27 protein-coding genes and 1 tRNA gene are annotated in these 24,429 nt (G+C 71.2%); 19 read left to right on the top strand and 9 right to left on the bottom strand.

Features of this window, described 5'->3' with window-relative positions:
• The first annotated feature begins 4 nt into the window (after positions 1-4).
• Positions 5-970, top strand: a complete 966-nt coding sequence (locus KM427_RS17845; RefSeq protein WP_215524779.1) for an electron transfer flavoprotein subunit alpha/FixB family protein — start codon at positions 5-7, stop codon at positions 968-970.
• Between the two features lie 87 nt (positions 971-1,057).
• Here the strand turns inward: KM427_RS17845 and KM427_RS17840 are convergent, their stop codons facing one another.
• Complete coding sequence (locus KM427_RS17840; protein WP_215524778.1) at positions 1,058-2,524, bottom strand: lysyl oxidase family protein; 1,467 nt, start codon at positions 2,522-2,524, stop codon at positions 1,058-1,060.
• 117 nt (positions 2,525-2,641) lie between these two features.
• Between KM427_RS17840 and KM427_RS17835 the strand changes: the two genes are divergently transcribed.
• The 6 genes from KM427_RS17835 (at position 2,642) to KM427_RS17810 (ending at position 5,840) form a co-directional block, all read left to right on the top strand.
• Positions 2,642-3,892, top strand: a complete 1,251-nt coding sequence (locus KM427_RS17835; RefSeq protein WP_215524777.1) for a glutamate-5-semialdehyde dehydrogenase — start codon at positions 2,642-2,644, stop codon at positions 3,890-3,892.
• A gap of 19 nt (positions 3,893-3,911) precedes the next feature.
• The gene (locus KM427_RS17830; RefSeq protein ID WP_183593476.1) at positions 3,912-4,064 is read left to right on the top strand and encodes a hypothetical protein; all 153 of its coding nucleotides are present in this window, start codon (positions 3,912-3,914) and stop codon (positions 4,062-4,064) included.
• Between the two features lie 53 nt (positions 4,065-4,117).
• Complete coding sequence (nadD, locus tag KM427_RS17825) at positions 4,118-4,699, top strand: nicotinate-nucleotide adenylyltransferase (RefSeq protein ID WP_246390638.1); 582 nt, start codon at positions 4,118-4,120, stop codon at positions 4,697-4,699.
• Positions 4,696-5,070, top strand: a complete 375-nt coding sequence (rsfS, locus tag KM427_RS17820; RefSeq protein WP_215524776.1) for a ribosome silencing factor — start codon at positions 4,696-4,698, stop codon at positions 5,068-5,070. The genes nadD and rsfS overlap by 4 nt, the downstream gene beginning before the upstream one ends.
• Positions 5,063-5,680 carry a histidine phosphatase family protein gene (locus tag KM427_RS17815; protein WP_215524775.1) on the top strand — a complete coding sequence of 206 codons (618 nt, stop codon included), beginning with the start codon at positions 5,063-5,065 and terminating at the stop codon, positions 5,678-5,680. The genes rsfS and KM427_RS17815 overlap by 8 nt, the downstream gene beginning before the upstream one ends.
• Positions 5,681-5,767: 87 nt before the next feature.
• Positions 5,768-5,840, top strand: a tRNA-Ala gene (locus tag KM427_RS17810).
• 359 nt (positions 5,841-6,199) lie between these two features.
• Here KM427_RS17810 and KM427_RS17805 read toward each other — a convergent pair.
• Positions 6,200-6,805, bottom strand: coding sequence for a TetR/AcrR family transcriptional regulator (locus KM427_RS17805; RefSeq protein WP_215524774.1), 606 nt, complete (start codon positions 6,803-6,805; stop codon positions 6,200-6,202).
• A 102-nt stretch (positions 6,806-6,907) separates the two neighbouring features.
• On the opposite strand from KM427_RS17805, the gene KM427_RS17800 reads away from it, so the two are divergent.
• The 4 genes from KM427_RS17800 to KM427_RS17785 all read left to right on the top strand — a co-directional run bounded on the left by KM427_RS17800 (position 6,908) and on the right by KM427_RS17785 (position 9,270).
• Entirely contained in the window at positions 6,908-7,759 is an 852-nt protein-coding gene (locus tag KM427_RS17800; RefSeq protein ID WP_215524773.1) for a DUF4437 domain-containing protein, read from the top strand.
• A gap of 206 nt (positions 7,760-7,965) precedes the next feature.
• Positions 7,966-8,586, top strand: a complete 621-nt coding sequence (locus KM427_RS17795) for a superoxide dismutase (RefSeq protein WP_215524772.1) — start codon at positions 7,966-7,968, stop codon at positions 8,584-8,586.
• A complete protein-coding gene (locus KM427_RS17790; RefSeq protein WP_215524771.1) occupies positions 8,583-8,852 on the top strand; it encodes a hypothetical protein in 270 nt (89 codons plus the stop codon). Before KM427_RS17795 ends, KM427_RS17790 begins: the two co-directional genes overlap by 4 nt.
• A 247-nt stretch (positions 8,853-9,099) precedes the next feature.
• The gene (locus KM427_RS17785; protein WP_215524770.1) at positions 9,100-9,270 is read left to right on the top strand and encodes a hypothetical protein; all 171 of its coding nucleotides are present in this window, start codon (positions 9,100-9,102) and stop codon (positions 9,268-9,270) included.
• A gap of 53 nt (positions 9,271-9,323) precedes the next feature.
• On the opposite strand, the gene KM427_RS17780 is transcribed toward KM427_RS17785, so the two are convergent.
• The gene (locus KM427_RS17780; RefSeq protein WP_215524769.1) at positions 9,324-11,150 is read right to left on the bottom strand and encodes an MSCRAMM family protein; all 1,827 of its coding nucleotides are present in this window, start codon (positions 11,148-11,150) and stop codon (positions 9,324-9,326) included.
• Positions 11,151-12,181: 1,031 nt separating this feature from the next.
• Between KM427_RS17780 and KM427_RS17775 the strand changes: the two genes are divergently transcribed.
• Positions 12,182-13,465: a thymidine phosphorylase gene (locus KM427_RS17775; protein ID WP_215524768.1), complete on the top strand. Its 1,284-nt coding sequence runs from the start codon at positions 12,182-12,184 to the stop codon at positions 13,463-13,465.
• Between the two features lie 30 nt (positions 13,466-13,495).
• Here the strand turns inward: KM427_RS17775 and KM427_RS17770 are convergent, their stop codons facing one another.
• From KM427_RS17770 to KM427_RS17760, 3 genes are all read right to left on the bottom strand, one after another.
• Positions 13,496-13,696 (bottom strand): hypothetical protein, encoded by a 201-nt coding sequence (locus KM427_RS17770; protein ID WP_215524767.1) that lies wholly within the window; start codon positions 13,694-13,696, stop codon positions 13,496-13,498.
• 103 nt (positions 13,697-13,799) lie between these two features.
• Complete coding sequence (locus KM427_RS17765) at positions 13,800-14,201, bottom strand: YidH family protein (RefSeq protein ID WP_252274621.1); 402 nt, start codon at positions 14,199-14,201, stop codon at positions 13,800-13,802.
• Positions 14,185-14,616, bottom strand: a complete 432-nt coding sequence (locus tag KM427_RS17760) for a cytidine deaminase (protein ID WP_215524766.1) — start codon at positions 14,614-14,616, stop codon at positions 14,185-14,187. Before KM427_RS17760 ends, KM427_RS17765 begins: the two co-directional genes overlap by 17 nt.
• A 225-nt stretch (positions 14,617-14,841) precedes the next feature.
• Here KM427_RS17760 and KM427_RS17755 point away from each other — a divergent pair, with 225 nt between their 5' ends.
• From KM427_RS17755 to KM427_RS17735, 5 genes are all read left to right on the top strand, one after another.
• Positions 14,842-15,567, top strand: coding sequence for a GntR family transcriptional regulator (locus KM427_RS17755; RefSeq protein WP_215524765.1), 726 nt, complete (start codon positions 14,842-14,844; stop codon positions 15,565-15,567).
• Between the two features lie 110 nt (positions 15,568-15,677).
• A complete protein-coding gene (locus KM427_RS17750; protein ID WP_215524764.1) occupies positions 15,678-16,694 on the top strand; it encodes an ABC transporter substrate-binding protein in 1,017 nt (338 codons plus the stop codon).
• Complete coding sequence (locus KM427_RS17745; RefSeq protein WP_252274619.1) at positions 16,682-17,536, top strand: ABC transporter ATP-binding protein; 855 nt, start codon at positions 16,682-16,684, stop codon at positions 17,534-17,536. The genes KM427_RS17750 and KM427_RS17745 overlap by 13 nt, the downstream gene beginning before the upstream one ends.
• Positions 17,512-18,279 (top strand): ABC transporter permease, encoded by a 768-nt coding sequence (locus tag KM427_RS17740; RefSeq protein ID WP_215524763.1) that lies wholly within the window; start codon positions 17,512-17,514, stop codon positions 18,277-18,279. The genes KM427_RS17745 and KM427_RS17740 overlap by 25 nt, the downstream gene beginning before the upstream one ends.
• Before the next feature lie 48 nt (positions 18,280-18,327).
• Positions 18,328-19,878 (top strand): sulfatase family protein, encoded by a 1,551-nt coding sequence (locus KM427_RS17735; protein ID WP_215524762.1) that lies wholly within the window; start codon positions 18,328-18,330, stop codon positions 19,876-19,878.
• Between the two features lie 64 nt (positions 19,879-19,942).
• Here KM427_RS17735 and KM427_RS17730 read toward each other — a convergent pair whose 3' ends face one another.
• A complete protein-coding gene (locus KM427_RS17730; protein WP_215524761.1) occupies positions 19,943-20,827 on the bottom strand; it encodes an NAD-dependent epimerase/dehydratase family protein in 885 nt (294 codons plus the stop codon).
• 120 nt (positions 20,828-20,947) lie between these two features.
• Here KM427_RS17730 and KM427_RS17725 point away from each other — a divergent pair, with 120 nt between their 5' ends.
• Positions 20,948-21,847 carry a LysR family transcriptional regulator gene (locus tag KM427_RS17725; protein WP_215524760.1) on the top strand — a complete coding sequence of 300 codons (900 nt, stop codon included), beginning with the start codon at positions 20,948-20,950 and terminating at the stop codon, positions 21,845-21,847.
• A 78-nt stretch (positions 21,848-21,925) separates the two neighbouring features.
• Here the strand turns inward: KM427_RS17725 and KM427_RS17720 are convergent, their stop codons facing one another.
• On the bottom strand, positions 21,926-22,537 hold the full coding sequence (locus KM427_RS17720) for a collagen-like protein (RefSeq protein ID WP_215524759.1): 612 nt from the start codon (positions 22,535-22,537) through the stop codon (positions 21,926-21,928).
• Between the two features lie 249 nt (positions 22,538-22,786).
• A complete protein-coding gene (locus KM427_RS17715) occupies positions 22,787-23,377 on the bottom strand; it encodes an isochorismatase family protein (protein ID WP_252275421.1) in 591 nt (196 codons plus the stop codon).
• 98 nt (positions 23,378-23,475) lie between these two features.
• On the opposite strand from KM427_RS17715, the gene KM427_RS17710 reads away from it, so the two are divergent.
• Positions 23,476-24,342, top strand: coding sequence for a MaoC/PaaZ C-terminal domain-containing protein (locus KM427_RS17710; protein WP_215524757.1), 867 nt, complete (start codon positions 23,476-23,478; stop codon positions 24,340-24,342).
• Positions 24,343-24,429 lie beyond the last annotated feature (87 nt).

Here is a 24,429-nt window from a genome sequence, read left to right as displayed (position 1 = left end):
TCTGATGTCTGAAGTTCTCGTCCTGATCGACCACGTCGACGGCGCGGTGCGCAAGCCGACGTACGAGCTCCTCACGATCGCCAGGCGCCTCGGTGAGCCCTCGGCCGTCTTCATCGGCCCGGCCGCGCGGGCCGGCGAGGTCACCGAGAAGGTGACGCAGTACGGCGCCGAGAAGGTCTACGTCGTCGACGACGCGCAGATCAAGGACTACCTGGTGGCTCCGAAGGCGGAGGTGCTCCAGCAGATCGCCGTGCAGGCGCTCGGCAACGGGGGGCTTGCCGCGATCCTGATCCCGTCCTCCGCGGAGGGCAAGGAGATCGGCGCCCGCCTCGCGATCAAGATCGAGTCGGGCCTGATCACCGACGCCGTCGACGTCACCGCCGACGGTGTCGCCACCCAGAGCGTGTTCGCCGGCAACTTCACCCTGACCGGCAAGGTCACGAAGGGCACCCCGATCATCACCGTCAAGCCCAACTCCGCGGCTCCGGAGGAGTCGGCGGGGGCGGGTGCGGTCGTGGAGTTCGCCGCGACGATCTCCGACGCCGCCAAGAAGGCGCAGATCGTGGCCTCGCAGCCGCGTCAGGCGACCGGTCGCCCCGAGCTCACCGAGGCCGCGATCGTGGTCTCCGGTGGCCGCGGCACCGGCGGCAACTTCGAGCCGGTCGAGGCGCTCGCCGACGCGCTCGGCGCCGCCGTCGGCGCCTCACGGGCCGCGGTCGACTCGGGCTGGATGCCGCACAGCTTCCAGGTGGGCCAGACCGGCAAGACCGTCTCCCCGCAGCTCTACGTCGCCAACGGCATCTCCGGCGCGATCCAGCACCGGGCCGGCATGCAGACCTCGAAGACGATCGTGGCCGTCAACAAGGACGAGGAGGCTCCGATCTTCGAGCTCGTCGACTTCGGCGTCGTGGGCGACCTGCACACGGTCCTGCCCGCCGCGACCGAGCAGATCGTCAAGCGCAAGGGCTGATCGTCCGGCGCGAGCTGCGCCGTCGAGACACTCAGAATGGCTCCCGGGAGGTGATCCCGGGAGCCATTTCTGGTGTCTCGACGCCAGTCAGCCGGTGCCGCCGTACGACTCGTCGTCGACGATGCCGACCTGGGCGACCTCGACCGTCCGCTCCGTGCGGGTGCCGCCGAGGCGGATCCTGCGCAGGGCGACGTTGTTGCCGGTGGTGGTCTCGACCAGGTTGCCGTCGGGGTTCGCGGTCACCGAGACGTAGTAGACGCCGTTGGGCAGGTGGTCGACGCGGAAGGACTGGCCGGCGCGCATCTGGGTGTAGGTGTCGCCCCAGCCGGAGGCGAGCACCTCGCGGATGCTCAGCGACGACTGGTCGCCGCACGACGTGGCCAGGTCGGTGTTCTCGGGCTTCCACAGCGCGTTGGGGACGGTCAGGTCGATCGCGTCGGTGTTGGCCAGGCAGAAGGCCTCCTTCTTCGACACCGCCGCCTCGGTCCGGTCCTTGCGCAGCAGCGTGTAGCGGGCGAAGTCCTCGAAGTGCCAGTGCTGGTGCGACGGCTTGGCGTCCCAGTGCAGCCGGCCGACGGGGGCGTAGCCGGTCTGGTTGCCGGCGCCGTCGAAGAAGTACTGGTAGGCGTCCATCAGGTCCGCGCCGCGCTGCCGGAAGCCGTCGACCACCAGCGGGCTGTCGCCGCCGTTCCAGACGGTGGCGGAGAAGCGCAGGTACCTGCTGTTCCTCGACAGCGAGATGCCCCAGGCCGGCAGCGCGCGCAGGTCGGGGGTCGGGCCGTCGGGGCGCTGCGCGGGCCCGGTCGGAGCGGTGGGTCGGGCGGGTCGCGCCGGCCGGCGGGCGTGGCCGTGACCGGCCTCGTCCTCGATCGCCTCCTCGTCCTTCACCGTCAGCCGCACGGTGCGGCTCGCGTCGGCCGTCGAGAGGCCGAACGCCTCGGCGTACGACCGCGCCACCCGGACCTTGACCGTGTAGCGGCCCGGCCCGATGCGCAGCGGCCGCCCGGCGGTGAGCAGCGTCGTCGCCCAGCCCTGCTGGATGCCCTGCACGGAGCCGATGCTGAAGGGGTTGTTCCAGCAGCCAGCGGGGTACGGCGAGCTCGGGTCGGCGTTCGGCTGCACCCGCTCCGACCAGCCGTTGAGGCAGACCTTCCGCTTCAGCACGATCGCCTTGCCGTGCCGCGGCTCGATGGTGACCCGCAGGAAGCCGCCGAGCCCGGAGAAGTCCGTCATCGAGCCGGTCGGCAGCGCGACGTCACCGGCGGGGGAGCGCCAGACGGTGCGGATCCTCTCGGCGTACGACGCCCGCGTCGACCACAGCTCGAACGGCGCGCCCTGGGCGACGGCCCGCAGCCCGAGGTCGGTCCAGGTGCGCCCGCGGTAGGAGTAGGCCGTCACCTGCTTGGGCGCCCAGAGCGTGAACGGCGCGGCGGCGACCCGGGCCGAGGCCTCGGCCACGGCGGGCTGCGCGAGCGCGGGCTCGACGACGGCGAGCGCGGACCCGGCGAGTGCGAGCGACGCGAGAAGCGCGCCCGCGCGAGAGGAGCGGAGCATGGACTTACCTTCCCCCGAACGAGTTGGACGAGCGTACGACGCGGGTCGGGCCGCTTTGGTTGCCTGACCGGCAAGACGGAGCCGGCGTCCGGGTCGCATGGAACTACCCTCGATGGCATGAACACCCAGCAGGACGTGCTCGCCGTCGCCGAGCGGGCCCGCGCGGCGAGCCACGGCCTCGCGCTCGCGACCCGGGCCGAGAAGGACCGCGCGCTGCACGCGATGGCGGACTCCCTCCTCGCCCACCAGGCCGAGATCCTCGCCGCCAACGACGAGGACGTGGCGCGCGCCGAGACGGCCGGCACGCCGCCGAACATCGTCGACCGACTCCGGCTCACCCCGGACCGCCTCGCCGCCATGGCCCAGGGCCTGCGCGACGTCGCGGACCTGCCCGACCCGGTCGGTGAGGTCGTGCGCGGGAGCACGCTCGCCAACGGGCTCGAGCTGCGCCAGGTGCGGGTGCCGTTCGGCGTGGTCGGGATGATCTACGAGGCGCGTCCCAACGTCACCGCCGATGCCGCCGGCATCTGCCTCAAGTCGGGCAATGCGGTGCTGCTCCGGGGCAGCTCCAGCGCCCGGTCGAGCAACGCCGCGATCGTCGCCGCGCTCCGGACCGCGGTGGGGGACGCCGACCTCGACCCCGATGTGGTGCAGCTGGTGCCCGGCGACAGCCACGAGAGCGTCAAGGCCCTGATGCGGGCCCGCGGCCACGTCGACGTGCTGATCCCGCGCGGGGGAGCGGGCCTGATCCGGTCCGTGGTCGAGGAGTCGACCGTGCCCGTGATCGAGACCGGCGTCGGCAACTGCCACGTGTACGTCGACCGGGCCGCCGACCTCGACAAGGCGCTCGCGATCGTGCTCAACGCCAAGACGCACCGCACCAGCGTCTGCAACTCGGCCGAGTCGCTGCTGGTGCACGCCGACCTCGTCGACAGCTTCGTCCCGCTGGTGGTCGCCGCCCTCCAGGACGCCGGGGTGACCATCCACGGCGACGCGGCGTTCCAGGCCCACGAGGGAGTCGTGGCGGCCACCGACGAGGACCACGCGGCGGAGTACCTCTCGCTCGACATGTCCGCGGCCGTCGTACCCGACCTGGACGCGGCCATCGAGCACATCCGGCGGTTCTCGAGCCAGCACACCGACGCGATCGTGACCGAGGACCTCGGCGCCGCCCGGCGGTTCACGGCCGCCGTGGACTCCGCGGCGGTGCTGGTGAACGCGTCGACGCGGTTCACCGACGGGGGTGAGTTCGGCTTCGGTGCGGAGATCGGGATCAGCACCCAGAAGCTGCACGCCCGGGGCCCGATGGGGCTGCCCGAGATGACGTCGACCAAGTACGTCGTCACCGGCGACGGACACGTCCGGTGAGCCCGGTAGGCTGTCGGTCATGCTGAACGCGTACGTCGTCGCCCTCGCGGCCGAGGAGCACATCAACGAGAACGTGCCCAACCACTGGCTCGTCGGTGGCGTCACCCTCGCCTTCCTGATGGCGCTGCTGCTCGGGCTGATCTTCTTCGGCGCCGGACGAGAGCACAGCTGACGACCGGGCAGATCGCCGACCCCGGCTCCCACCCGCGTCGGCGGGTGGGGGTGATGGGCGGCACCTTCGACCCCATCCACCACGGTCACCTGGTGGCCGCGTCGGAGGTCCAGGCGTGGTTCGACCTCGACGAGGTCGTCTTCGTGCCGACCGGCGATCCGTGGCAGAAGTCCGACCGGGTGGTGACCCCGGCCGAGCACCGCTACCTGATGACGGTGATCGCCACCGCGTCCAACCCGCGGTTCACGGTCTCCCGGGTCGACATCGACCGGCGCGGTCCGACGTACACGATCGACACGCTGCGCGACCTGCACACGCAGCTGCCGGACGCCGAGCTCTACTTCATCACCGGGGCCGATGCGCTGGCCGACATCTTCACCTGGCGGCACCCGGAGGAGCTCTTCGCGCTGGCCCAGTTCGTCGGCTGCACCCGGCCCGGCTACACGATGGACGACGCCACCCTCGGCGCGATCCCCGCCGACCGGGTGACGATGGTCGAGATCCCCGCGCTGGCGATCTCCTCGACCGACTGCCGGGAGCGGACCCGCCGCGGCGAGCCGGTCTGGTACCTCGTGCCCGACGGCGTCGTCCAGTACATCGCCAAGCACCACCTCTACCCGAAGGATCAGTCTTGACCGCCACCGAGCACGCCCTCGAGCTCGTGCGCGCCGCCGCCCGTGCGGCGTCGGAGAAGCTCGCCCAGCAGATCGTGGCCTTCGACGTGAGCGACCAGCTGGCGATCACCGACGCCTTCCTGCTCGCCTCGGCCAGCAACGACCGGCAGGTCAAGGCCATCGTCGACGAGGTCGAGGACAAGCTCCGCGAGATCGGCGCCAAGCCGATCCGCCGCGAGGGCGAGCGCGACGGCCGCTGGGTGCTCATCGACTACGGCGAGATCGTCGTGCACATCCAGCACGAGGAGGAGCGCCAGTTCTACGCCCTCGAGCGGCTCTGGCGCGACTGCCCCACGATCGAGCTGCCCGCCGACGTCGTCTCGCATGACTGAACCGGCCCGGCGCCTGGTGCTGCTGCGGCACGGCCGCACGGCCTGGAACGCCGCGCGCCGGCTGCAGGGCCAGAGCGACGTCGAGATCGACGACACCGGGCACCGCCAGGCCGCCGCGGTCGCGCCGGTGATCGCCGCGATGCGCCCGGCGGCACTGTGGTCCTCCGACAGCGCCCGCGCCCGGGAGACCGCGGCGTACGTCGCGAAGGAGACCGGGCTCGACCCGACGTACGACCCCCGGCTGCGCGAGTACTTCCTCGCCGACCGGCAAGGCCTGACCCACGACGAGTACGCCGCCCTCGCCCCCGATGAGTTCGCCGCCTTCCGGGTCGGCGACTACAGCCTGATCCCCGGCGGCGAGACGACCGAGCAGGTGGCGGGCCGGATGGTCGCGGCCCTGCGCGACCTGCTCGCCTCGATCGCCCCGGGGGAGACGGCCGTCGCGGTCTCCCACGGCGCCGCGATCCGCGACGCCGTACCGATGCTGCTCGGCTGGCCGGTCGCCGCGGGGTCCGCCCTACACGGCATCGCCAACTGCGCCTGGGCCGAGTTCGACGAGGCCGAGCCCGGCGGCCGGCTGCGGCTGCTCGCCTACAACCGCACGGCCTGACCGCGGACCGGCCCCGATTTCGCATCCGGCGAGTCCGTTGGCTAGTATTCCGCGAGTTGTCACCCCGTACTCCGGGGCAGCGACGACGGGGCTGTGGCGCAGCTGGTAGCGCATCTGCATGGCATGCAGAGGGTCAGGGGTTCGAGTCCCCTCAGCTCCACCGAAGGTTCTGAACGGAACCATCACTCAGGCGGGCCCACATCGGCCCGCCTGAGTGCATTTCTGAGGTCGGTGCGGCGGGAGTTGCCCCGTCGACACGAGCGCGGCGGGAAGGCGTTCGAGTCCTGTGCCTCAGACCGTGCCATGGGTCGTCGTCAGGCATGCGACCCTGCGACGGACCGACATGCCGTCGTCTCCCGACGGAAGGCGACTCGCGCACCTGACGAGGCTGCTCTCGATCCGGGGTGGCGCGACACTCAGGTCAGGTACGACGAAAAACCTGGCGCCAGACCTGGCGACGGGTCGAGCTCCTTCGTTGCCGCAAGCGCGCTGCCGCACCGAGGGAGGCGACATGTCCGCCTACTCGCGGCCGGGCCTGCCGTGCGAGGACGCCGGATCTGCTTCTTGCCGCGCCGAGCTGGGCCTGACGTGGAGGTCCACGACGCGGTGGGCCCGGACGCGTGCCGCGGGCCGGTCGAGCAGCAGCGCGTCGACCAGCAGTGGCGAGACGATCGCGGCGACGGCGTCCTTGGCCTCGGTGGGCGGGAGGTCGGCGCCGCTGAGGGCGCGGTAGAACGGCGCGATCAGGCCATCGACGTAGCGTTGCCGTAGCTCCACGGCGGCCGGGTCCGTAGCTGCCATCGCCACCAGGGCCTGCAGGAACGTGGCGACAGGCTTCTCGTGCAGGCGGTCGCACAGCGCGTCGACCTCGGCGTGGACGTCGCGCACCGGGTCGCCGGTGAGCGGCCGCTCGGGGTCCGGGGCGACGTCGATCAGGGCGGCCAGTACGTCGGTCGGTGTCGGCCAGTGCCGATAGATCGTCGCGCGGGACACCGACGTGAGCTGGTGGAGCCGCTGTGGCGTGAGCGCGGCGCCCCCCTCCTCGAGCAGGAGCGTGAGCGCAGCGCGGAGCACCACCTCGGTCGTGGCCTCGGCGGGGCCGCTGGGTCGTCCGACGCGCACCATGAATTTAACGATACATCTTGCATCGTAAAGGTCGTGACCCTAGGGTTGCCCTCACATTTGCGATACAGAATGTATCGGAAATACAAACCCCTAGGAGGCGCTGTGCGCGCGCATGTCGAGATGATTCATGAGGCTGACTACGTCTGGCACCCGGCCGAGCTGCCGGGCGGCCAGGGCGACGTCCTGGAGCAGCGGTTCTCCGTCGACGAGGAGGACGGCTCGTGCTCGCTCATGCTGTCCTTCGCGACGGACTGGTCGCGCGGCGCGGGCGTGCCGCACGCGGACACCGAGTTCTTCGTCGTCGAGGGCTCGATGGAGTACGACGGGCAGAGGCTGGGCGAGTGGGAGTACCTCCATGTCCCGAAGGGTGTGCCGATGGCCGAGCTGAAGATCGCCGCGGGCTCGCGCATCCTGCACTGGCGGGAGTACGGCCCGAGCACGTTCGACCTCGGTGGTGATCGCGCTGCGGACGCCCGGGGCGAGGTGACGATCACCAACCCGCACCTGCTGGAGTGGACCTCCACTCTCGAGCGCACCCCGGGGCCGATGGCGCCGCTCTACATCAAGATGCTGCACCACGACAAGGAGACCGACTTCTACACCCGCCTCATCAAGGCGCCGAAGGGCTGGGCCGAGCCCCGACTGCCTCACCACCCCGTGTTCGAGGAGTTCTTCACTCTCTCGGGCCGCACTGCGTCCGTCCACGGTGACTCCACGGCCGGCACGTACGCCTTCCGGCCGGCCTGGATCAAGCACGGCCACTACGAGACTCTCGAAGAGACCGTTTGGATCCTGCGCTGCGACGGCGTCCTGGTGAACCTCTACTCGACCGACACCTGGATCGACTGGGGCGGCACGGCCGAGAACTACGACCCGGAGACGCAGTCCCCGATCCCCTCGACCATGCCGGTGCGCTCCCGCACCACCGGGCCCTGGGATCCCAAGCTCGCCTGAGCAAGATCCGCGAGAAGGCGCAGTCGCGGGAGCGACGGCGGGTATCGAGGGCCACGTGGGCCGGTGGGACGACTGTCCCGCCGGCCCACGAGTCTGTGCAGCACGTGTTCGCGACCAGTGCCGCGTGCTGCGGCGACGGCGGGCGGTGCAGCGTGGCGGCGATTCAAACTATTGCAAACTCTTCGCAATAGCGAGAGAGTGGCGATATGGCTGACTACTCGCTCCCCGACCTGCCGTACGACTACGCCGCTCTCGAGCCGTACATCTCCGGCGAGATCATGGAGCTCCACCACGACAAGCACCACAACACCTACGTCAACGGCATCAACACCGCGGTCGCCCAGCTTGCCGAGGCGCGGGACCAGGAGTCGTTCGGCAGCCTGTCGACGCTGGAGAAGAACCTGGCCTTCCATCTCGGCGGACACGTCAACCACTCGGTGTTCTGGCCGAACATGTCGCCCGACGGCGGTGACAAGCCGACCGGTGAGCTGGCCCAGGCGATCGAGGAGTACTTCGGCGGCTTCGACAGGTTCCGCGCCCACTTCGAGGCCAATGCGCTCGGCGTGCAGGGTTCGGGCTGGTCGGTGCTGACCTGGGACATGGTCGGCCAGCGGCCGTATGTCATCCAGCACTTCGATCACCAGGGGAACGTGCCGATCTGCATGGTCCCGCTGCTGATGCTCGACATGTGGGAGCACGCGTACTACCTGCAGTACCGCAACGACAAGGCGACCTTCGTGAAGCAGTGGTGGAACATCGTCAACTGGGCGGACGTGCAGGAGCGGTTCGAGAAGGCGCGCACGCGGACGCCGGGACTGATCCTGTGACCGCGGAGCGCGGCGACCGCCACGACCAGCTCGCCCCCGTCGTCTCGGCCGCCCAGCGCGTCGCGGGCATCGTCGCTGCGCGGGGTCGGGGAGACGCGGACGGCGCCCGGGAGCTGATGCGCACCTTCGAGAGCGAGGGCGAGCTCGCGGGCGGAGCGCTGCTGGTCGCCGAACTCAGCCTCGGACTCCTGCATCGGCAGACCGGTGAGCCTCTCGAGGACTGCGTGCGCGACCTCTGCGTCGAGATGGAGAGCGCGCTCGGGTGAGAGGTGACCGATGTCCGACTCTCGGCCGACGTCGCGTGCCCGGCTCCTATGACCGGGATGACCGATGAGCCCCGGTCTTCCGCGCACGACCATCGGCATCTTCGTCGTCGCGCGACGCCCCACGGAGCCATCGGGGTCCTCCTCGGTGAACCGGTCCGCTGGGCTGAGTCGTCGAGCGACCTGCACCGAGGCGACTCGGCAGGCCGCCCCGGATCTTCGGCGGCTCTGCAGGTGGGAGAATCGCCGCATGTCAGCACGGACCGGCCGTCGCCAGGAGCGGGGCGAGCAGACCCGCCGGGCCACCCTGGTCATCGCGTTCGGTGACGGCCTGGCGATCTCGCCGCTCTTCGACGAGAGCCAGGACCGGACCCGGGAGATCGACCTGTTCGCCGACCTCCTGGCCCAGTCCTGGCTCTGACCGCCTCCGCTCAGGCGCCCAGCTCGACGTCGATCCGCTCGATGGCCGACCTCCTACCGACCGTGGACGGTGACGGCGATGTCACCCAGCGCCAGGGTGCCCCTGGTCGGCACCGCCAGTGGGCGCACCTCCGTGTCGAGCCAGTACGGCGTGCCGTCCTGGTACGGGAACGTCACGAAGAACGACTCGTCGTTGATGCCCTCGCCGGCCTCCCGGGCCAGGCGGCCGGTCACGGTGACCCCGGGCGTCAGGCGACGGATCTGGAAGGTGCCTGTGGCGCCGACCGTACGGGCGCGGGCAGGGTGCTCGTCGGTCGGGTTGACCGCACTGCCGGGGCGGTGGAAGAGCTCGTAGCTGAGCGGCGTGATCACCGGGTCCGTCGTGCCGGCGTACACGAGCCGGCCCGTGGCCGCGATGCCCGCCCGAAGCGGGAGCCTGCGCGTCGTGTCCTTCCGGATGTCGACGCCCGACCAGCAGCGCGGCGCGTAGGTCCCCGGCCACCCGTCGGCACCGAGCATGTACCGACCCGGCACCAGGCGCTTGATCCGGTAGCGGCCCTGGGCATCGGCGGCCACGATCTGCTGGAACGCGCCGTACGTGTACGCGCGATCGGGCGGGCAGAAGTCACCCGTCGTGGCCTCGACCACGGCCCGAGGAGCCGTACGTCCGGTCAGCGTGAGGTAGGGCCGGTCGAGGGTGAGCGCCGACGGGCGGGACCGCGCCGAGCTCGAGACCTTGGCCATCCCGAAGCGCTTCGCCCCTGCCGCGACGACGGTCCACCGGCCCCGCGGAAGGCCCGTGAAGGTCAGCCGCCCGTGGTCGTCGCTCGCACCGACCACCACCGGTCGACCGTGCCGGTTCCGCAGCTCCGCGACGACGTTCGCTGCGGGGCGGCCGCCCTCACGCAGGTCGACGACCACGGTGGCACCGGGCCGCACGCGTACGACGGGACGCACGACCTGTCCGGGCCGGGTGATGCGGACCCTCACCGAGTGAGGAGCCCACGTGTCGCCGGGCCGTGGGATGCCCACGACGTAGCGACCCGGCACCAGGCCGCCGACTTCGAAACGGCCGTCGCGACCGACGACCGCGGACGCGACCGGGCCGTGGCCGCGGCGGGTCACCAGCACCTCGGTGCCGGCGACCCGGCCCCGGCTGGCCACGAGACGCCCGTGCAGCACCGCACCCGGCTCGAGGGCGCCGTCGACCCTCCGGGTCTCGTCGGCCACCAGGTCCACCGGCGCCGACGACCACGGCAGCTCCCCGGTGCCACCGGCGGCGAGGTAGTAGCGCCCGGGGACGACGCCGTCGAAGGAGTAGCGACCCTGCGCGTCGGTCCAGGAGCGGAAGGCAGGCGTGTCGTTGAGCCGCATCAGCCGGACCTCCTCGCCCTTGCGTGCGCCGGCGAGGGTGCCGGAGACCCGCGCGAGCGGCTTCACCGTCACGACGCCGAGGTTGCGGTCGGTCGTGGTGGTCGGCAGCAGTGACTGCTGGAGCACCCAGCTGTCGGTGGTGCCGCTGCCGCCTACGTAGGTGATCGCGAAGCGAGCACCGTTCGTGGTCTCGCGGCACGCCACCGGCACCTCCGGGTCGGGCGTGCAGACCTGCACGAGGTAGCCGCCCTCCGCCTGGCGGACCCGGAAGGTGCCGTTGGCGGCCGTCGTCGTGCGCCGGTCGGTGCGATCTGGCACGAGGCCGATCTCCGGCACCTCGGCCGGCCCGAGCACGTTGACCAGTGCTCCGGCGATCGGCGCGCCGGTGCGGTCGAGCGCGACCCCTTCGACCCAGCCGGTGTCGGGGGCGGCGGCCGCCCCGTCGGCGACGAGCCCGGCGAGGGGCAGGCCCACGATCAAGGCCAGGGTCAGGCGGATGGGGTGCACGGCGGTCTCGCTCTCGTTCTGAGGTGCAGGGGTTCCGAGGCTCTACGCACGGGCGTCGCGTTCGGTTGCATCGCATGCGGCGACCGCGCAGGTCGAGGTCGCCCGCGATGCCCTCCCCGGCGGTGCGCTGAGGTTCGAGGTCGATTCGCCGCGGCCGCTGGTCCGCGGAACGACGTTCGTCCTCCGGCATCGCGACACCGACCTGCAGCGCGAGCTGGAGCCGGCCGAGCCGACCGTCATCGACACGCCGGACGGCGTACTGCACGCGGGGTGGTCTCGAGGATCGAGGTGGAGCTGGAGGACACGCTCTACACACTCGCGGTCGGCGCGCGGTTGCCGGCGGGCGCTCCCGTCGAGATCCCGCATGCTCCCGGCGCCGTGGCCGAGCCCGGTCCCACCTGACGTCGAAGCCGTACCTCCGGGAGTTCCGTTTGTCCGCACCTCGTCCCATCACTCTGGTCACGGTGACCGCCCTGGCCGCCGTCCTCGCGCCCCTCGGGTGTGGTGCTGTCGATGCCGCATCGAGCGCGTCGGCCCAGCGGGCCGGCACCGCCGGGACCCTGGTCTTCATCAAGTCCCACAACGTCTGGTTGTCCAACGGCGACGGCTCCTCGGCCCGCCCCCTGGCCACCGACGACACCGCGACCAGCCCGTACGTCTCCGGCCGGGGCCGACCCGTACCCGGCCGGCGCCACCTGGGCCGACCCGGACCAGGAGCACGCCGCGACGGTCCTGCGCTACGTCTTCGACCATCCTCACGACGCCCGCGGTCGTGGCGCTCGAGCCGCACCACCCCTCGGGCGGCGCCATCGCTCGGGTCGGGCGCCTCCGGGGCTCGGCGCTTGGTCAAGTCAAGCGCTTGACGTACGTCGAGGACGCGGCTACTTTCACAGGCTGCTGCTCTCCCGAGAGAGCACCCGCGCTCCCGGCCGGCAACGCCGTCGCCGGCCCGGGCCTGCGGTGCTGTGCGGGCGGACCACCCGAGCCGTCGGGTCCGGGGAGTGGGGAACAACGATGCAGATGGAGGAACCGTGCACGACGCTGTCGAGGTGATCCGCGCCAAGCGGGACGGTCTCGAGCTGACCGAGGGCCAGATCGGATGGATCATCGACGCCTACACCCGGGGTGTCGTCGCCGAGGAGCAGATGTCCGCCTTGGCCATGGCCGTGTACTTCCGCGGCATGACGAGAGGGGAGCTCGTCGCCTGGACCCGCGCGATGATCGGATCTGGGAGTCGCCTGTCCTTCGACTCGTTGCCGGTCAAGACCGTGGACAAGCACTCGACCGGAGGTGTGGGGGACAAGATCACCCTTCCGCTCGCTCCGCTGGTCGCCGCGTGCGGCGTCGCCGTTCCCCAGCTGGCCGGCCGCGGACTCGGTCACACCGGCGGCACCCTCGACAAGCTGGAGTCCGTTCCCGGGTGGCGGGCCAACCTGACGAACGCCGAGATGCTCGCTCAGCTCGGCGAGGTCGGCGCCGTCATCTGCGCGGCCGGTGACGAGCTGGCGCCTGCCGACAAGCTGCTGTACGCCCTGCGCGACGTGACCGGCACGGTCGAGGCGATCCCGCTCATCGCGTCGTCCATCATGAGCAAGAAGATCGCCGAGGGCACGAGCGCCCTGGTCCTGGACGTGAAGGTCGGCGCGGGCGCCTTCATGAAGACCTGGGAGGACGCGCAGGAGCTGGCTCGCACGATGGTCGACATCGGTACCGACGCGGGCGTCCGGACGAGTGCCCTGCTGACGGACATGAGCACACCGCTCGGGTACACGGCGGGCAACGCCATCGAGGTCCAGGAGTCCGTGGACGTGCTCGCGGGCGGGGGACCGCAGGACGTCGTCGAGCTCACCCTCGCCCTCGCGCGGGAGATGCTGGCGGCCGTCGGTCGCGACGACGTCGACCCGGCCGACAAGCTCGCCGACGGCTCCGCCATGGACTGCTGGCGGCGCATGATCAGCGCCCAGGGCGGCAACCCTGACGCGCCGCTGCCGACGGCCCGCTTCGACCACCAGGTCACGGCGGACAGGTCCGGTGTCCTCACCAGGCTCGATGCCATGGGCGTCGGCCTCGCCGCGTGGCGGCTCGGGGCCGGTCGCGCGCGTAAGGAGGACCCCGTCGCCGCGGCGGCCGGCGTCATCTGGCACGCCCGACCCGGTGACCGGATCCGGGCCGGCGAGCCGCTGTTCACGGTCCTCGCCGACGACGAGGCTAGGCTGTCGCACGGCCTCGACGCGCTCGCCGACGCCGCCACGATCTCCACGGCCGATGCGGATGCTCGGCCCGGTCCGCTCGTGCTCGGTCGCGTCGGTCCGTGAACGGGTTCTGACGAGCTCGTCCCCGTCGGCTCAGGAGAGGTTCGCGGCCAACGTCAGGAGCGACGCCCCCGTGGCGGCTGCCGAGGCGGTCGCCATGACGACCCGCAGCCGGGCGCACGGCCCTCGCCATACCGAGGCGGGCACGAGGAGGGACAGGGCGAAGGCGGACCACGCGAGCGCGGCGAGCGCGTGGAGCACGTCGTTCTCGGAGACGGCGGTGTGGAGGCTCACGGCCGCCAAGGTCGTCGCGCCGAGCGCGGTACGCGTGCGCGCCAGGCTCGTCCGCTCGCGCGCCAGACCCGCCGTCCCCGGGGGTGTGGAGGTCACTCCGGCCTCACGGAGCCGACACGAGGGTGACGACGAGACTCACCACGCCGATCAGGCTCAGGGTCGCGGACAGGACGAGGAGGGCCGGCGTGTGCGGTAGCGGTCGGCCGCCGCGCATCGCGCGCTGGTTGGCGACCCAACGGAGGTACGCACCTGCGCTGAGCAGGCACCCGGCGGCGGCCAGGAGGGAGCTGATCAGGCCGCGCAGCGCGAACGGGGGGAGGAGCTGCGTGACGGCGAGGGCGCCGGCCATCATGGCCAGGGCGGTGCGCAGCCACGCCAGGAACGTGCGTTCGTTGGCGAGCGTGAACCGATAGTCCGGTTCGACCCCTTCCTCCGTCCACGCCGGCGCGGGCAGCAGGCGTGCTCGGGCCGGACGTCGGGCCCGCGCGCTACGGGCGCGAGACACCGTGCTGGGCCGGGTCCAGGGCCTGCTTGTCGAACGCACGCGGCAGCAGGACGTCCATGGTCTCGGGGCCGTCCGGGGTGAGGACCAGGAGACCGGGACCCCCGTGCTCGAGCAGCAGCTGCCGGCACCGACCACACGGCATCAGCAGGTCGCCGTGCCTGTCGACGCAGACGAACGCGACCAACCGCCCGCCTCCCGATGCGTGGAGGCTGGAGACCAGGCCGCACTCGGCGCACAGGGCGAGGCCGTAGGAGACGTTGCCGACGTTGCACCCGACGACGGTCCGGCCGTCGTCCACCAGCGCCGCGGCTCCCACGGGGAAGTCGGTGTACGGCACGTATGCGTTGCGCATCACCGCGATGGCGGCCGCGCGCAGGGCCGCCCAGTCGTGCTCTGGCAGGTCAGGTGGCCTCATCGGGACCGTCCTCTCGGGTCGGGTCGGGTCGGGTCGAGCTCGGGGATGGTGCTGCACACCGGCGTCCCAGGTGACCGGTGAGCTGTCGGGGGAGTGGGGGTCCGTCCGGAGGGGGCCGTCGGCCTTCCTCGGAATTCGTTCCACGCTGACCATTGACAGCGTTGCCGTTCATCATCGAACCTATAGAGGTTGGACCTCCATTCCTCCAACCTACTAGGAGTCGACGTGGCGCGCTACCGGCCGATCGCCAGCGCAACCGCCGAGGAACTGCGCGAGCTGATCTCGCAGGAGTTCGCTGCCGGCACCCAGCTGCCGAACGAGAAGGACCTGGCTGCTCGCCTCGGCGTCAGCCGCAACACGGTCCGTGAGGCGTTGGCCCAGCTGGTCCTCGACGGGATCGTCGAACGGCGCTGGGGCGTCGGGACCATCGTCCGCGAGCCCAGCAGCCAGGTGGTCCTCAACCTGCTCTCGATCAAGCCCATCCGCGACGTCATCGCCGACGCCGGACGGCAGGGAGAGCTGAGCACGGCCACCGCCGAGCTGGTCGAGCCTCCGTCGGACCTGGCGACCATCCTGCGCCTGGAGTCCGGCGGCAAGGCCTGGCAGCTCGAGCGGCTCTTCTCCATCGACGGGGCACCGGCGATCCTGCTCCAGGACTGGGTGCCCGCGACCCTCAAGGGCCGCCCGGTCGACCTCGAGCCCCTCCACGAGCTCGACGTCACGGTCCTGGACGTGCTGAGCCGCCAGACCTCGGTGTCGGTCGCGCGCATGGAGGGCGTTCTCGACGCGGTCTCGGCCAGCGCGGACCTCGCCGAACGGTTCCGGGTCCCCCACGGACAGCCTCTGGTGCGGGTCCACCAGCAGGCGCTGGAGGCCAACGGGGCGGTCGTCATCCACACCATCGCCCACTACCTGGGCGACCGCGTCCGACTGAGCTTCGCGCGTACCTGAGGCCCGACCCGTCGGGCCTCGCCCGGCGACCCGGTACGTGCTCGTCCGGGTCCGTTCACCTTCCTCTCGGGATCTGCCCGTCATCCATCCCACCCCTGAAGGACATGCCCATGCCCGCGTTTCCCTTCCGTCCTCGCCGTCTCCTGGCGCCCCTGGTGATCGTTGCCTCGCTCTCCGTGGCCGCGTGCGGCGGCGCCGGCTCCGCCGACGACTCCGAGTCCGCATCGGGCCCGGCCCCGGTGCGATTCACCACCGACAGCTTCGTGGTCGGGCTGCCCATGTGGGTCGGCCTGGACCAGGGGTACTTCGAGGAGCAGGACCTCGAGGTGTCGCCGCAGACGTACCAGACCGGCGTCGACGGCATCAAGGCGGTGGTCGCTGGCCAGGCAGACGTCGCCGTGGCCCTCGACTTCGGCATGATGACGGCCCTGTCCGACGGCCTGAAGGTCGTCGGCGTGGTCGCCTCGCCGGCCGCCGGGTTCAACAAGCTGGCCGTCCAGGGCTCGATCACCGACCCCGCGCAGCTCAGCGGCAAGAAGATGGGGTTCCTGCCGGGAACCGCCCAGGAGTACCTCACCCGGGAGTTCCTGGCGGGGCAGGACCTCGACGACGTCGAGATGGTCTCCCTGCCGGGTCTCTTCGAGGTCGTCGGGGCGCTCAAGTCCAGCAACATCGACGGGGGATTCGTCTTCGCCGACGGGGTCGCCCAGGTCGAGGAGGACAAGAAGCTCGAGATCATCGGCGACGACAGCTCGGTGATCACGCCGGGTGTCCAGGGCATCTACCTGGTGGCGAAGGAGGAGTGGGCGGCATCGCACCAGGACGTGCTGGAGCGGCTGCTCGCGGCGTACAGCAAGGCGATCGACTTCGCGCTGGAGAGCCCGGCCGAGGCGGCGAGCATCACCGCTGACGCGGTCAAGGGAGACGCGTCGTCCATCGAGGCCGCCAGCGCGGTCGAGCACTGGGAGATGGCGTTCACCGCCGACCAGCTCGGCTGGCTCGGGAAGCAGCAGGCGTTCCTGGAGTCGGCCGGCAACACGAATGCCACCGGGGACCTCGAGTCGTACTTCGACCTCGCCGCGATGGAAGAGGCCGTGCCCGGGAGCGTCAACGCGTGGTCGGAGTGACGGTGCCCGAGAGCAGCACGGAGATCGACCGGCGGGCGGACGGCCCGCCCGCCGGTCCGCCCATCCGGTTCCACGACGTCGGCATCAACTTCAGCAAGCGACAGACCGGCGACTGGGTGCTGCGCCACCTCGACCTGGAGATCCGGGACCGCGAGCTCTTCGTGCTCGTCGGCCCGAGCGGATGCGGCAAGTCGACGCTGCTGCGGCTGCTCGCAGGCATCGCGACACCGACCGAGGGTCACACCGAGACCGGAGCCGGTGTCGTCAGCGGTCCCGGTCCGGACCGGGCCATGGTGTTCCAGAACGTCGACCTTCCGCTGATGGAGTGGCTGACCGTCCGCGACAACGTGGGCTACGGCCTCCGGCGTCAGCACGTGCCCCGACGGGAGCGAGCGCGGATCGTCGACGACCACCTGAGGAAGGTGGGCCTGACCCGGGCCGCCGACAAGTACCCCCACGAGCTCTCCGGCGGCATGAAGCAGCGCGTCCAGATCGCGCGCGTTCTCGCCGCCAACCCGAGCGTGCTCCTGATGGACGAGCCGTTCGCGGCGCTGGACGCCCAGACGCGCCGGCTGCTGCAGAGCGAGGTCGTTCGACTGTGGAGGGACGACCCCCGGACGGTCATCTACGTCACGCACGACATCCGTGAGGCGATCCTCCTCGGCACCCGGGTCGCGGTGATGAGCGCGCCGCCGGAGTCGGGCATCAAGTCCATGTACGACGTGCGCCTCGCCTATCCGCGCGACGAGTTCGCGCCGGAGTTCGTCGCCCTGGCCAGCCGCATCGAAGCGGACATCGAGGAGGAGGTGAGCAAGGTATGGAGCGACGACGGACGCGGGTAGGCGTCTCCGCCCTGGCGGTGGCGGCCTTCATCGGCGGGTGGGCCCTGGCATCGAGGGGCTCCGACCCGACGCTTCTCCCGGGCCCGGCGCAGACCGTGCGGGCCGCCCACGAGCTGTGGCAGGACGGGACGCTCCTGCCGGCCATCGGCATCAGCCTGCGCCGCATCGCGCTGGGCTGGATCCTCGGCTGCGCGATCGCCGTACCGCTCGGCCTGATCGCCGGAATCTCCCCGGTCGGACGATCGGTCATCGACCCGTTCATCCACTTCTTCCGATTCATCCCGGCGATCGCGCTCACCTCCCTCTTCATCCTCTGGTTCGGGATCGGCGAGTCGTCCAAGGTCTACCTGGTCGCGTACGCCGCCGGGTTCATCGTCACCGTCAACACGGCCGCCGGAGCGGCGGCGGTGCCGGCCGACAAGCTCAGCGCGGCCAGGTGCGTGGGTGCCAGCAGGATCGCCACGCTCACGACGGTCACGATCCCGGCGACCGTGCCGCACATCTTCACCGGCATGAGGCTCGCACTGGCGAACGCGTTCCTCGTCATCGTGGCAGCAGAGGCGCTGGCCACCCAGAGCGGCCTGGGATACCTGATCTGGAACTCGCGGATCTACTTCCGCACCGACCAGATCTTCGTCGGCATCCTCTTCCTGGGCGCCCTCGGCTTCGTCGCCGACCGGCTCTGGAAGCTCGTCGGCCGCACGCTGCTGCGCCGGTTCATGTTCACCGCCGGCACCTACTGAACCCGTCACGGTCCGGCAAGCGCCGTTCCCCATCTCCAAGGATCCCGTGTGTCCTCGTCGCAGGCTCCACCGAACGTCGTCCTGATCCTCGTCGACCAGCTCGCCGCCAAGTGGCTCGAAGTCGCCCTCGCCGGCGCCGCGCCGCTGCCCAACCTGGCGTGGCTCCGCGACAACGGCACGACCTTCCCCAACACCTTCACGCCCAACCCGGTCTGCAGTCCGGCGCGCGCGTCGCTCGCGACGGGCCTGCCGGCGGCGACCCATGGCGTCGTCGAGTGCGGGTACCGCCTCGACCCGTCGATCCCGACGTTCATGGGCCAGCTCCAGCAGGCCGGCTGGCGCACGAGCGTGCACGGGAAGCTCCACCTGCAGCCGGATCTCGAGACGTACGACCCCGACTGCCACGTGTACGGGTTCGATCACACGGACATCACCGAGGACGTCCGGATCGGGAACTGGCTGGACTGGGTGCGCACGGAGCACCCGGAGCACTACCGCGCAGCGTGCGCGACCGTCTGGATGACGATGCATCCGGCCCTGTACACGGCCGAGGGTGCCGCTCTCCGCGACGAGATCGAGACTGCGCAACGCGACTGGAGCTGGACCACCGAGGACCGCCCGTGGGACACCCCGGAGGCCTACGTCCTTCCCTTCCCTGCGCAGGTCTCCCAGAGCACCTGGATCACCGACCGCTTCCTCGACTTCCTGGATGAGCTGCCGGACGGACAGCCGTTCTTCAGCCAGATCGGGTACGTCCAGCCACACAACCCCTTCTGCGCACCGGAGGCCCTGCTCGGCGAGGTCGACGAATCGGCCATCCCCGAGCCCGTTCCGGCGGAGTGGCGCCGGGACCCGCACGCCCCCCACGCGATCAGGGAGGACCACGGACCGACGGGGGACTACGACGACATCGCCCGCAACGCCCGGCTCATCTACTTCGCCGACCTCGTCCATCTCGATCACGAGATCGGACGGGTCCGGCAGGCCCTGGTCGATGCCGGACGGCTGGACAACACCTACGTCGTCTTCACGAGCGACCACGGCGAGCTGCTCTACGACCACGGCCTGCTCGGCAAGTGGCAGCGTCACTACGACGCCTGCATCCGAGTGCCGCTGGTCGTGGCCGGTCCCGACGTCGCGACGGGAGCGACCGACGACCGGTTGGCGGAGCTGACCGACCTCGCACCGACCATCCTCGAATGGTGCGACGTCGACCCGCCGGGCGTGCCGACCTTCGACCGGTCCGGCTGCCGGGTCACCCACGAGCCGTCGCCCCTACACGGACGGTCGCTGGCCGGCGACGCGACCACCACCGGTCGTGCGGCCGTGCTCATCGAGAGCTACGGCTCCCACTGGACCAACGACCTGTCCGGCTTCGCCCGCACCCTGCGCACCAGCTCGCACCGCTACACCCTCTACGGGGACGGCGGACAGCAGCTGTTCGACCTCCGCGCCGATCCGGACGAGCAGCACAACCTCGTGGGTGACGAGAGCTCCCGGGAGATCCTGGAGGACCTGCGGCACTCGCTGACCCTCGCCCTCATCGCCCGAGACCGGCCCCCGCGACTCCAGAGCCTCTTCGCCCGCGGCTCGTGGTAGGTACGGCGCAGATCGACGCTCGCGGAGCGGGTCGACCTTGCCGGTCGGCCGTGCGCGGTCGCCGTCACCGCGGGTCGTACCCGCCCGCAGCCAGCTCCTCGACCAGCGACCTCTGGACCGGAGTCCAGCCCAACGTCCGCCGCGCGAGCTCGCCCGACGCCTGCTGGTCCAGGAGGAGGGCCTCTCCGAACGCTCCGAGGCGAGCGACGGTGTCGGCCGGTGCCTCCGGTGCGACCCGGCCCTGGAGCCCGCGACGGTGGCTGGCGGCCACGCCGAGCTCTCGGACCGTCGGATTCTCACCGCTCACCCCCAGGAATCGCGAGCCCGCGTCACCGTGGGTGAGCGCCAGCACGTACAGGCCGGCCAGGTCGTCGACGTGGACGGTGGTCCAGTGCTGGGTGCCGTCGCCGACCAGGACCAGCGCCGGCCCGTCCTCCTCCGTCTGCGCGGCGGAGGCCAGCAGATGGGGGATGCCCCCGCCTCGCCCGTAGACGACGCCGGGCTCGACGAGCAGGGACCGCACCGACCTCGCCTTCAGGGCGCGCTCGTCGAGGTCGGCACGCCAGGACACCAGGTCGGGAGGGTCGATGACCGACGACTCGGTGATCTGCGCGCCGCTGCCGTGTACCCACACGCCACCGGTTCGGATGAGGGTCCTCCCGGGGGACAGGCCGTCGAGCACGGCGTCGACGAAGTCGGCGTCCGCCTGACCCGCGGTCGCATCGCCGGGCAGCGCCGTGGCGATCACGGCATCGACGCGCGACGCGGCCCGCCCGACGATGTCGTGGCTCCGCATGTCTCCGATGAGCGCCGTGGCGCCGCGCCGGCCGACGGACGCCGCTGCGTCCTCGTTCCGCACGAGCGCGGTGACCGTGTGGCCCGCCTCGAGCAGCGCGGTCAGGACGGCCGACCCGATGTAGCCGGTGGAACCGGTGAGGAAGACGTGCATGGTGCTCCTGAGGTCTCGGAAGTGGTCCCCGTCAGTGTCGACCAGCCAAGCCATCGATAGAAGCGAAGAGATTCGATCACGGTGATCGCCAATGGCGATGACACGCCCTATGCTCGGTCCGTGGATCAGCGCCAGCTCGAGTTCTTCGTGGCGGTCGCCGAGGAGCTGAGCTTCACCCGGGCCGCCCGACGCACCCACGCCGTGCAGTCGACCGTCTCGGCGAGCATCCAGGTCCTCGAGCGAACCCTCGGCACGCCGCTGTTCGTGCGCAGCACGACCCGGGTCGAGCTCACGGACGCCGGGCGGGCACTGCTGCCCGAGGCACGTCACGCCCTCGACGCACTCGAGGCCGCTCGGGCGTCGGTGGACGGCTCGCGCCGAGGTCTCACCGGACGCCTCCGGGTCGGCACGCTCTCCGGACTCACCGCCATCGACCTGCGCGGCCTGCTGACGAGCTTTCGGGCTCGCTATCCCGGGGTTCGCCTGTCGCTGAGCGTCGACGCCGCGGGGTCGGAGGGCCTGCTCCGTCGTCTCCGCGAGCGCGACCTGGACGTGGCGATCGTCGGCGTCCAGGCATCGCACGTCCCCGACATTCACCTCGAGCCGATCGTCACCTTCCAGCCACGACTCCTGGTGTCGGTGGACCATCCGCTGGCAGGCAGCGAGGCGGTCGACCCGGCGACCCTCGGCGATGAGACGTTCATCGATCTACCGCCGACGTTCTGCAACCGGGTCCGCTCCGACAGCGACTTCCTGCGCGCCGGCGTGACCCGCAACATCGCCGTCGAGGTCAGTGAGATCGGCACGATCCCGGCCTACGTGGAGGCCGGGATCGGCGTGGCCCTGGTGCCGCCGCTGGCCACCGAGGCCGGGGCCGCTGTCGTCGCGGTCGACCTCGACCCACCGGCGGCGCCCTGGACGCTGTCGCTCGCCCGCAACCGCAACGTCGCGGCAGCGCCGGCCGCGCTGGCCTTCCTGGAGATGGTGGACGACCACGTGGCCCACCGGGACTGCTACTGAGAAGGGCTTCCGGGCACCCCGCGGACGGAAGCGCCGTCCACCTATCGGGCTCCGTGCTCGGTCGCGGCAGGGACATGGTCAGCCCTTGGTGCAGAACACGTACAGGGTGGCGATGACCTTGCCGCCGCCCCCGAAGTTCCTGGCCTCCGCCCAATAGCCCCCACCGAGGCCGAGCGGGTCACCGTCGTCGATCGCCTCGTAGTTCGCCTTGATGGGGAAGTTGAAGCTGATGAACGGCACGGCGTCGCCGGTGAAGGCAGTGCGCACGTAGCCACCGATGGCCCGTTCGTCCGCGTGGCACAGCCGCTTCAGGTCGACACTCCAGTCGGCGGAGGCGGTCGTGCTGCGGATCGTCACGCCCGCCGCGCCGCTCGGGCCGGCTGGACCGACGGGACCGACCGGACCGGTTGCGCCGGCCGTTCCGACCGGGCCGCTCGGACCCGCCGGGCCGGTGGGACCCGCCGGCCCGACCCGGCCCGTCAGCGCCCGCTGCGCGGCCGGGGAGAGGTCGGCGGCCACGAGCGTCCGGTCCTTGACGTCCGTCGTGGTGATCGTGCCGTCCTTGATCTGCTTGCCTGTGATGAGCCGATCCGCGGCGGCGCCGCCGGCGCCGCCGAGCACCATGAGGGAGCCGGCCACGATCAGGCCGACCACGACGCGCACCGGCGCCTTCGGATTGATGATCTTCATGTCCCCGACTCTCGACCCTCCGGATGGGATTTGGCGGGGAGCCCGGACGCCCCTGTCGTACCCAGGTGAGCCTGGGTTGCGGTCGCGGGGTCACTCGGCCCGACGATGGGGCGCTGAGCCGCCCGTGACCCGAACGGCACCCCGCTGCGTCGGCAGAGCTTGAGATACGCCCGGTAGCCCTGCGCTCCGCCGCCGTGCGGGGCACGCGCTCGGAGCACGACCTATGGCACGGACCTCGCGTCCGGGTTCCTAGGACCAGGCGTCGATCAGCGCTTGGCTGGTGGTCAGGTGTGCCAGCATGCGCAGGCTGTTGTCGAGGATGAGCGGACCGTAGGTGTCCGGGGTCGCGATCACGGCGTCCCGTGGGATCACGACGCGGAACCCTTGGTGGATCGCCTCCCCGGTGAGCAGGATGAGCGCTACGTTGAGCGACACGCCGGCCAGCACGACCGTGTCCACGCCGCGACCGCGCAGCACCGGGAGTAGCTCGGTGTCTCGGGCAGGGTTCAGCCCGTGGTGTCGAGCCAGCAGCAGGTCGCTCTCGTCGTGGAGCGCGGGTACGACCTGTGCCTCCGGGGCACGATCGGTCCACGTGTCCGACAGCGCCCCCAGCTTTCTCCACATGGGGGCGGGCTCGTGGACCGAACCGCCGAGCGATCCGGTGTAGACGGCGTGCGCGACGGTGACACCGGCGCTGCGGGCCGACGTCAGGAGCGGGCGGAGCTGGGCGATCAGCCCGACCGCCGACTGTGCGAGCGCGGGGAGCACGGCGGACTCGCCGATGACGCCGTTCTGGCACTCCACGCAGATGACGGCCGTGCGGTTCGGGTCGATGTCCATCGTGCTCACGCTCCTTGCTCACAGTTGCTCACCGCCGTGCGGCGCACGGCGGCTCGCCGGCGAACCGCGGGTGTGGCACCACGGACGCGCCGGTTCGGGTGCCGGTCAACCTACCAAGCAATTGCTTGGTAGGTTGCGCTCTGCATGAAGGGAGCGACGACATGGTGAGCAACGCGGGGAGCTGGGTCGGACACGACCTCGGGCACCGACCGGTGCGATGGGAGGAGCGGGATGTCATCCTGTTCGCCCTAGCGATCGGCGCGCGGCCGACCCAGTTGGACCTCGTGTTCGAGCAGTGCCTGCGGGTGCTGCCGACCTTCGCGCTGACGCTCGCCCAATGGGCTCCGGACCAGCTGTCCTCCGCAGGTGCGTTCGACCCTCGACGCGCACTGCACGGTGCGCAGCGCGTCGAGGTACTCCAGGCCTTGCCGCCCTCGGGGGAGACGACGATGCACGCGAAGGTGGCGAACGTCTGGGACAAGGGACGGGCGGCGGTGTTCGAGGTGGAGGTCGAGTGCCCGTACCTGAGGGCGACCTGGTCCATCTTCGCCGACGGACTGGGCGGTTTCGGCGGGCAGCGCGGGCCGGCTCGAGCTCCTGAGCCGACGGGGGCGCCGATGGCGACGGTGCCCGTCCACGTCGACCCTCGGGCCGCCGCGCTGTACCGCCTGACGGGCGACCGTCACCTCATTCACATCGATCCGTCGGCGGCGCGGGCGATCGGACATCCGCGTCCGATCCTGCACGGGCTCGCCACCCTGTCGACCACGCTCCTCGCGATCGCCGAGCACGAGGGCGCGGACCCCGTCGCTCTTCGGCACGTGGAAGCGCGCTTCTCCGGTCCCGTCTATCCGGGAGAGACCGCCGAGCTGCTCCTGTGGGAGGACGGCCGGTTCCGCCTCGACACCGACCGAGGGCCGGCGCTCGACGGAGGCCGGGTGGCGTTCGCGGGGGCCGACGGCTGAGGCTCCGACCGCGGGCGCGATGTCGTGCGTCGGGTCGACACGCGGCTGAGTTGTAGGGTCGGCGGGACCCGGTGCCGCGGGCCCGAC

It is taken from the genome of Nocardioides sp. LMS-CY (assembly GCF_018732145.1).
Taxonomy (GTDB): Bacteria; Actinomycetota; Actinomycetes; order Propionibacteriales; family Nocardioidaceae; genus Nocardioides; species Nocardioides soli.
This window is presented reverse-complemented; position numbering and strand designations above follow the sequence as displayed.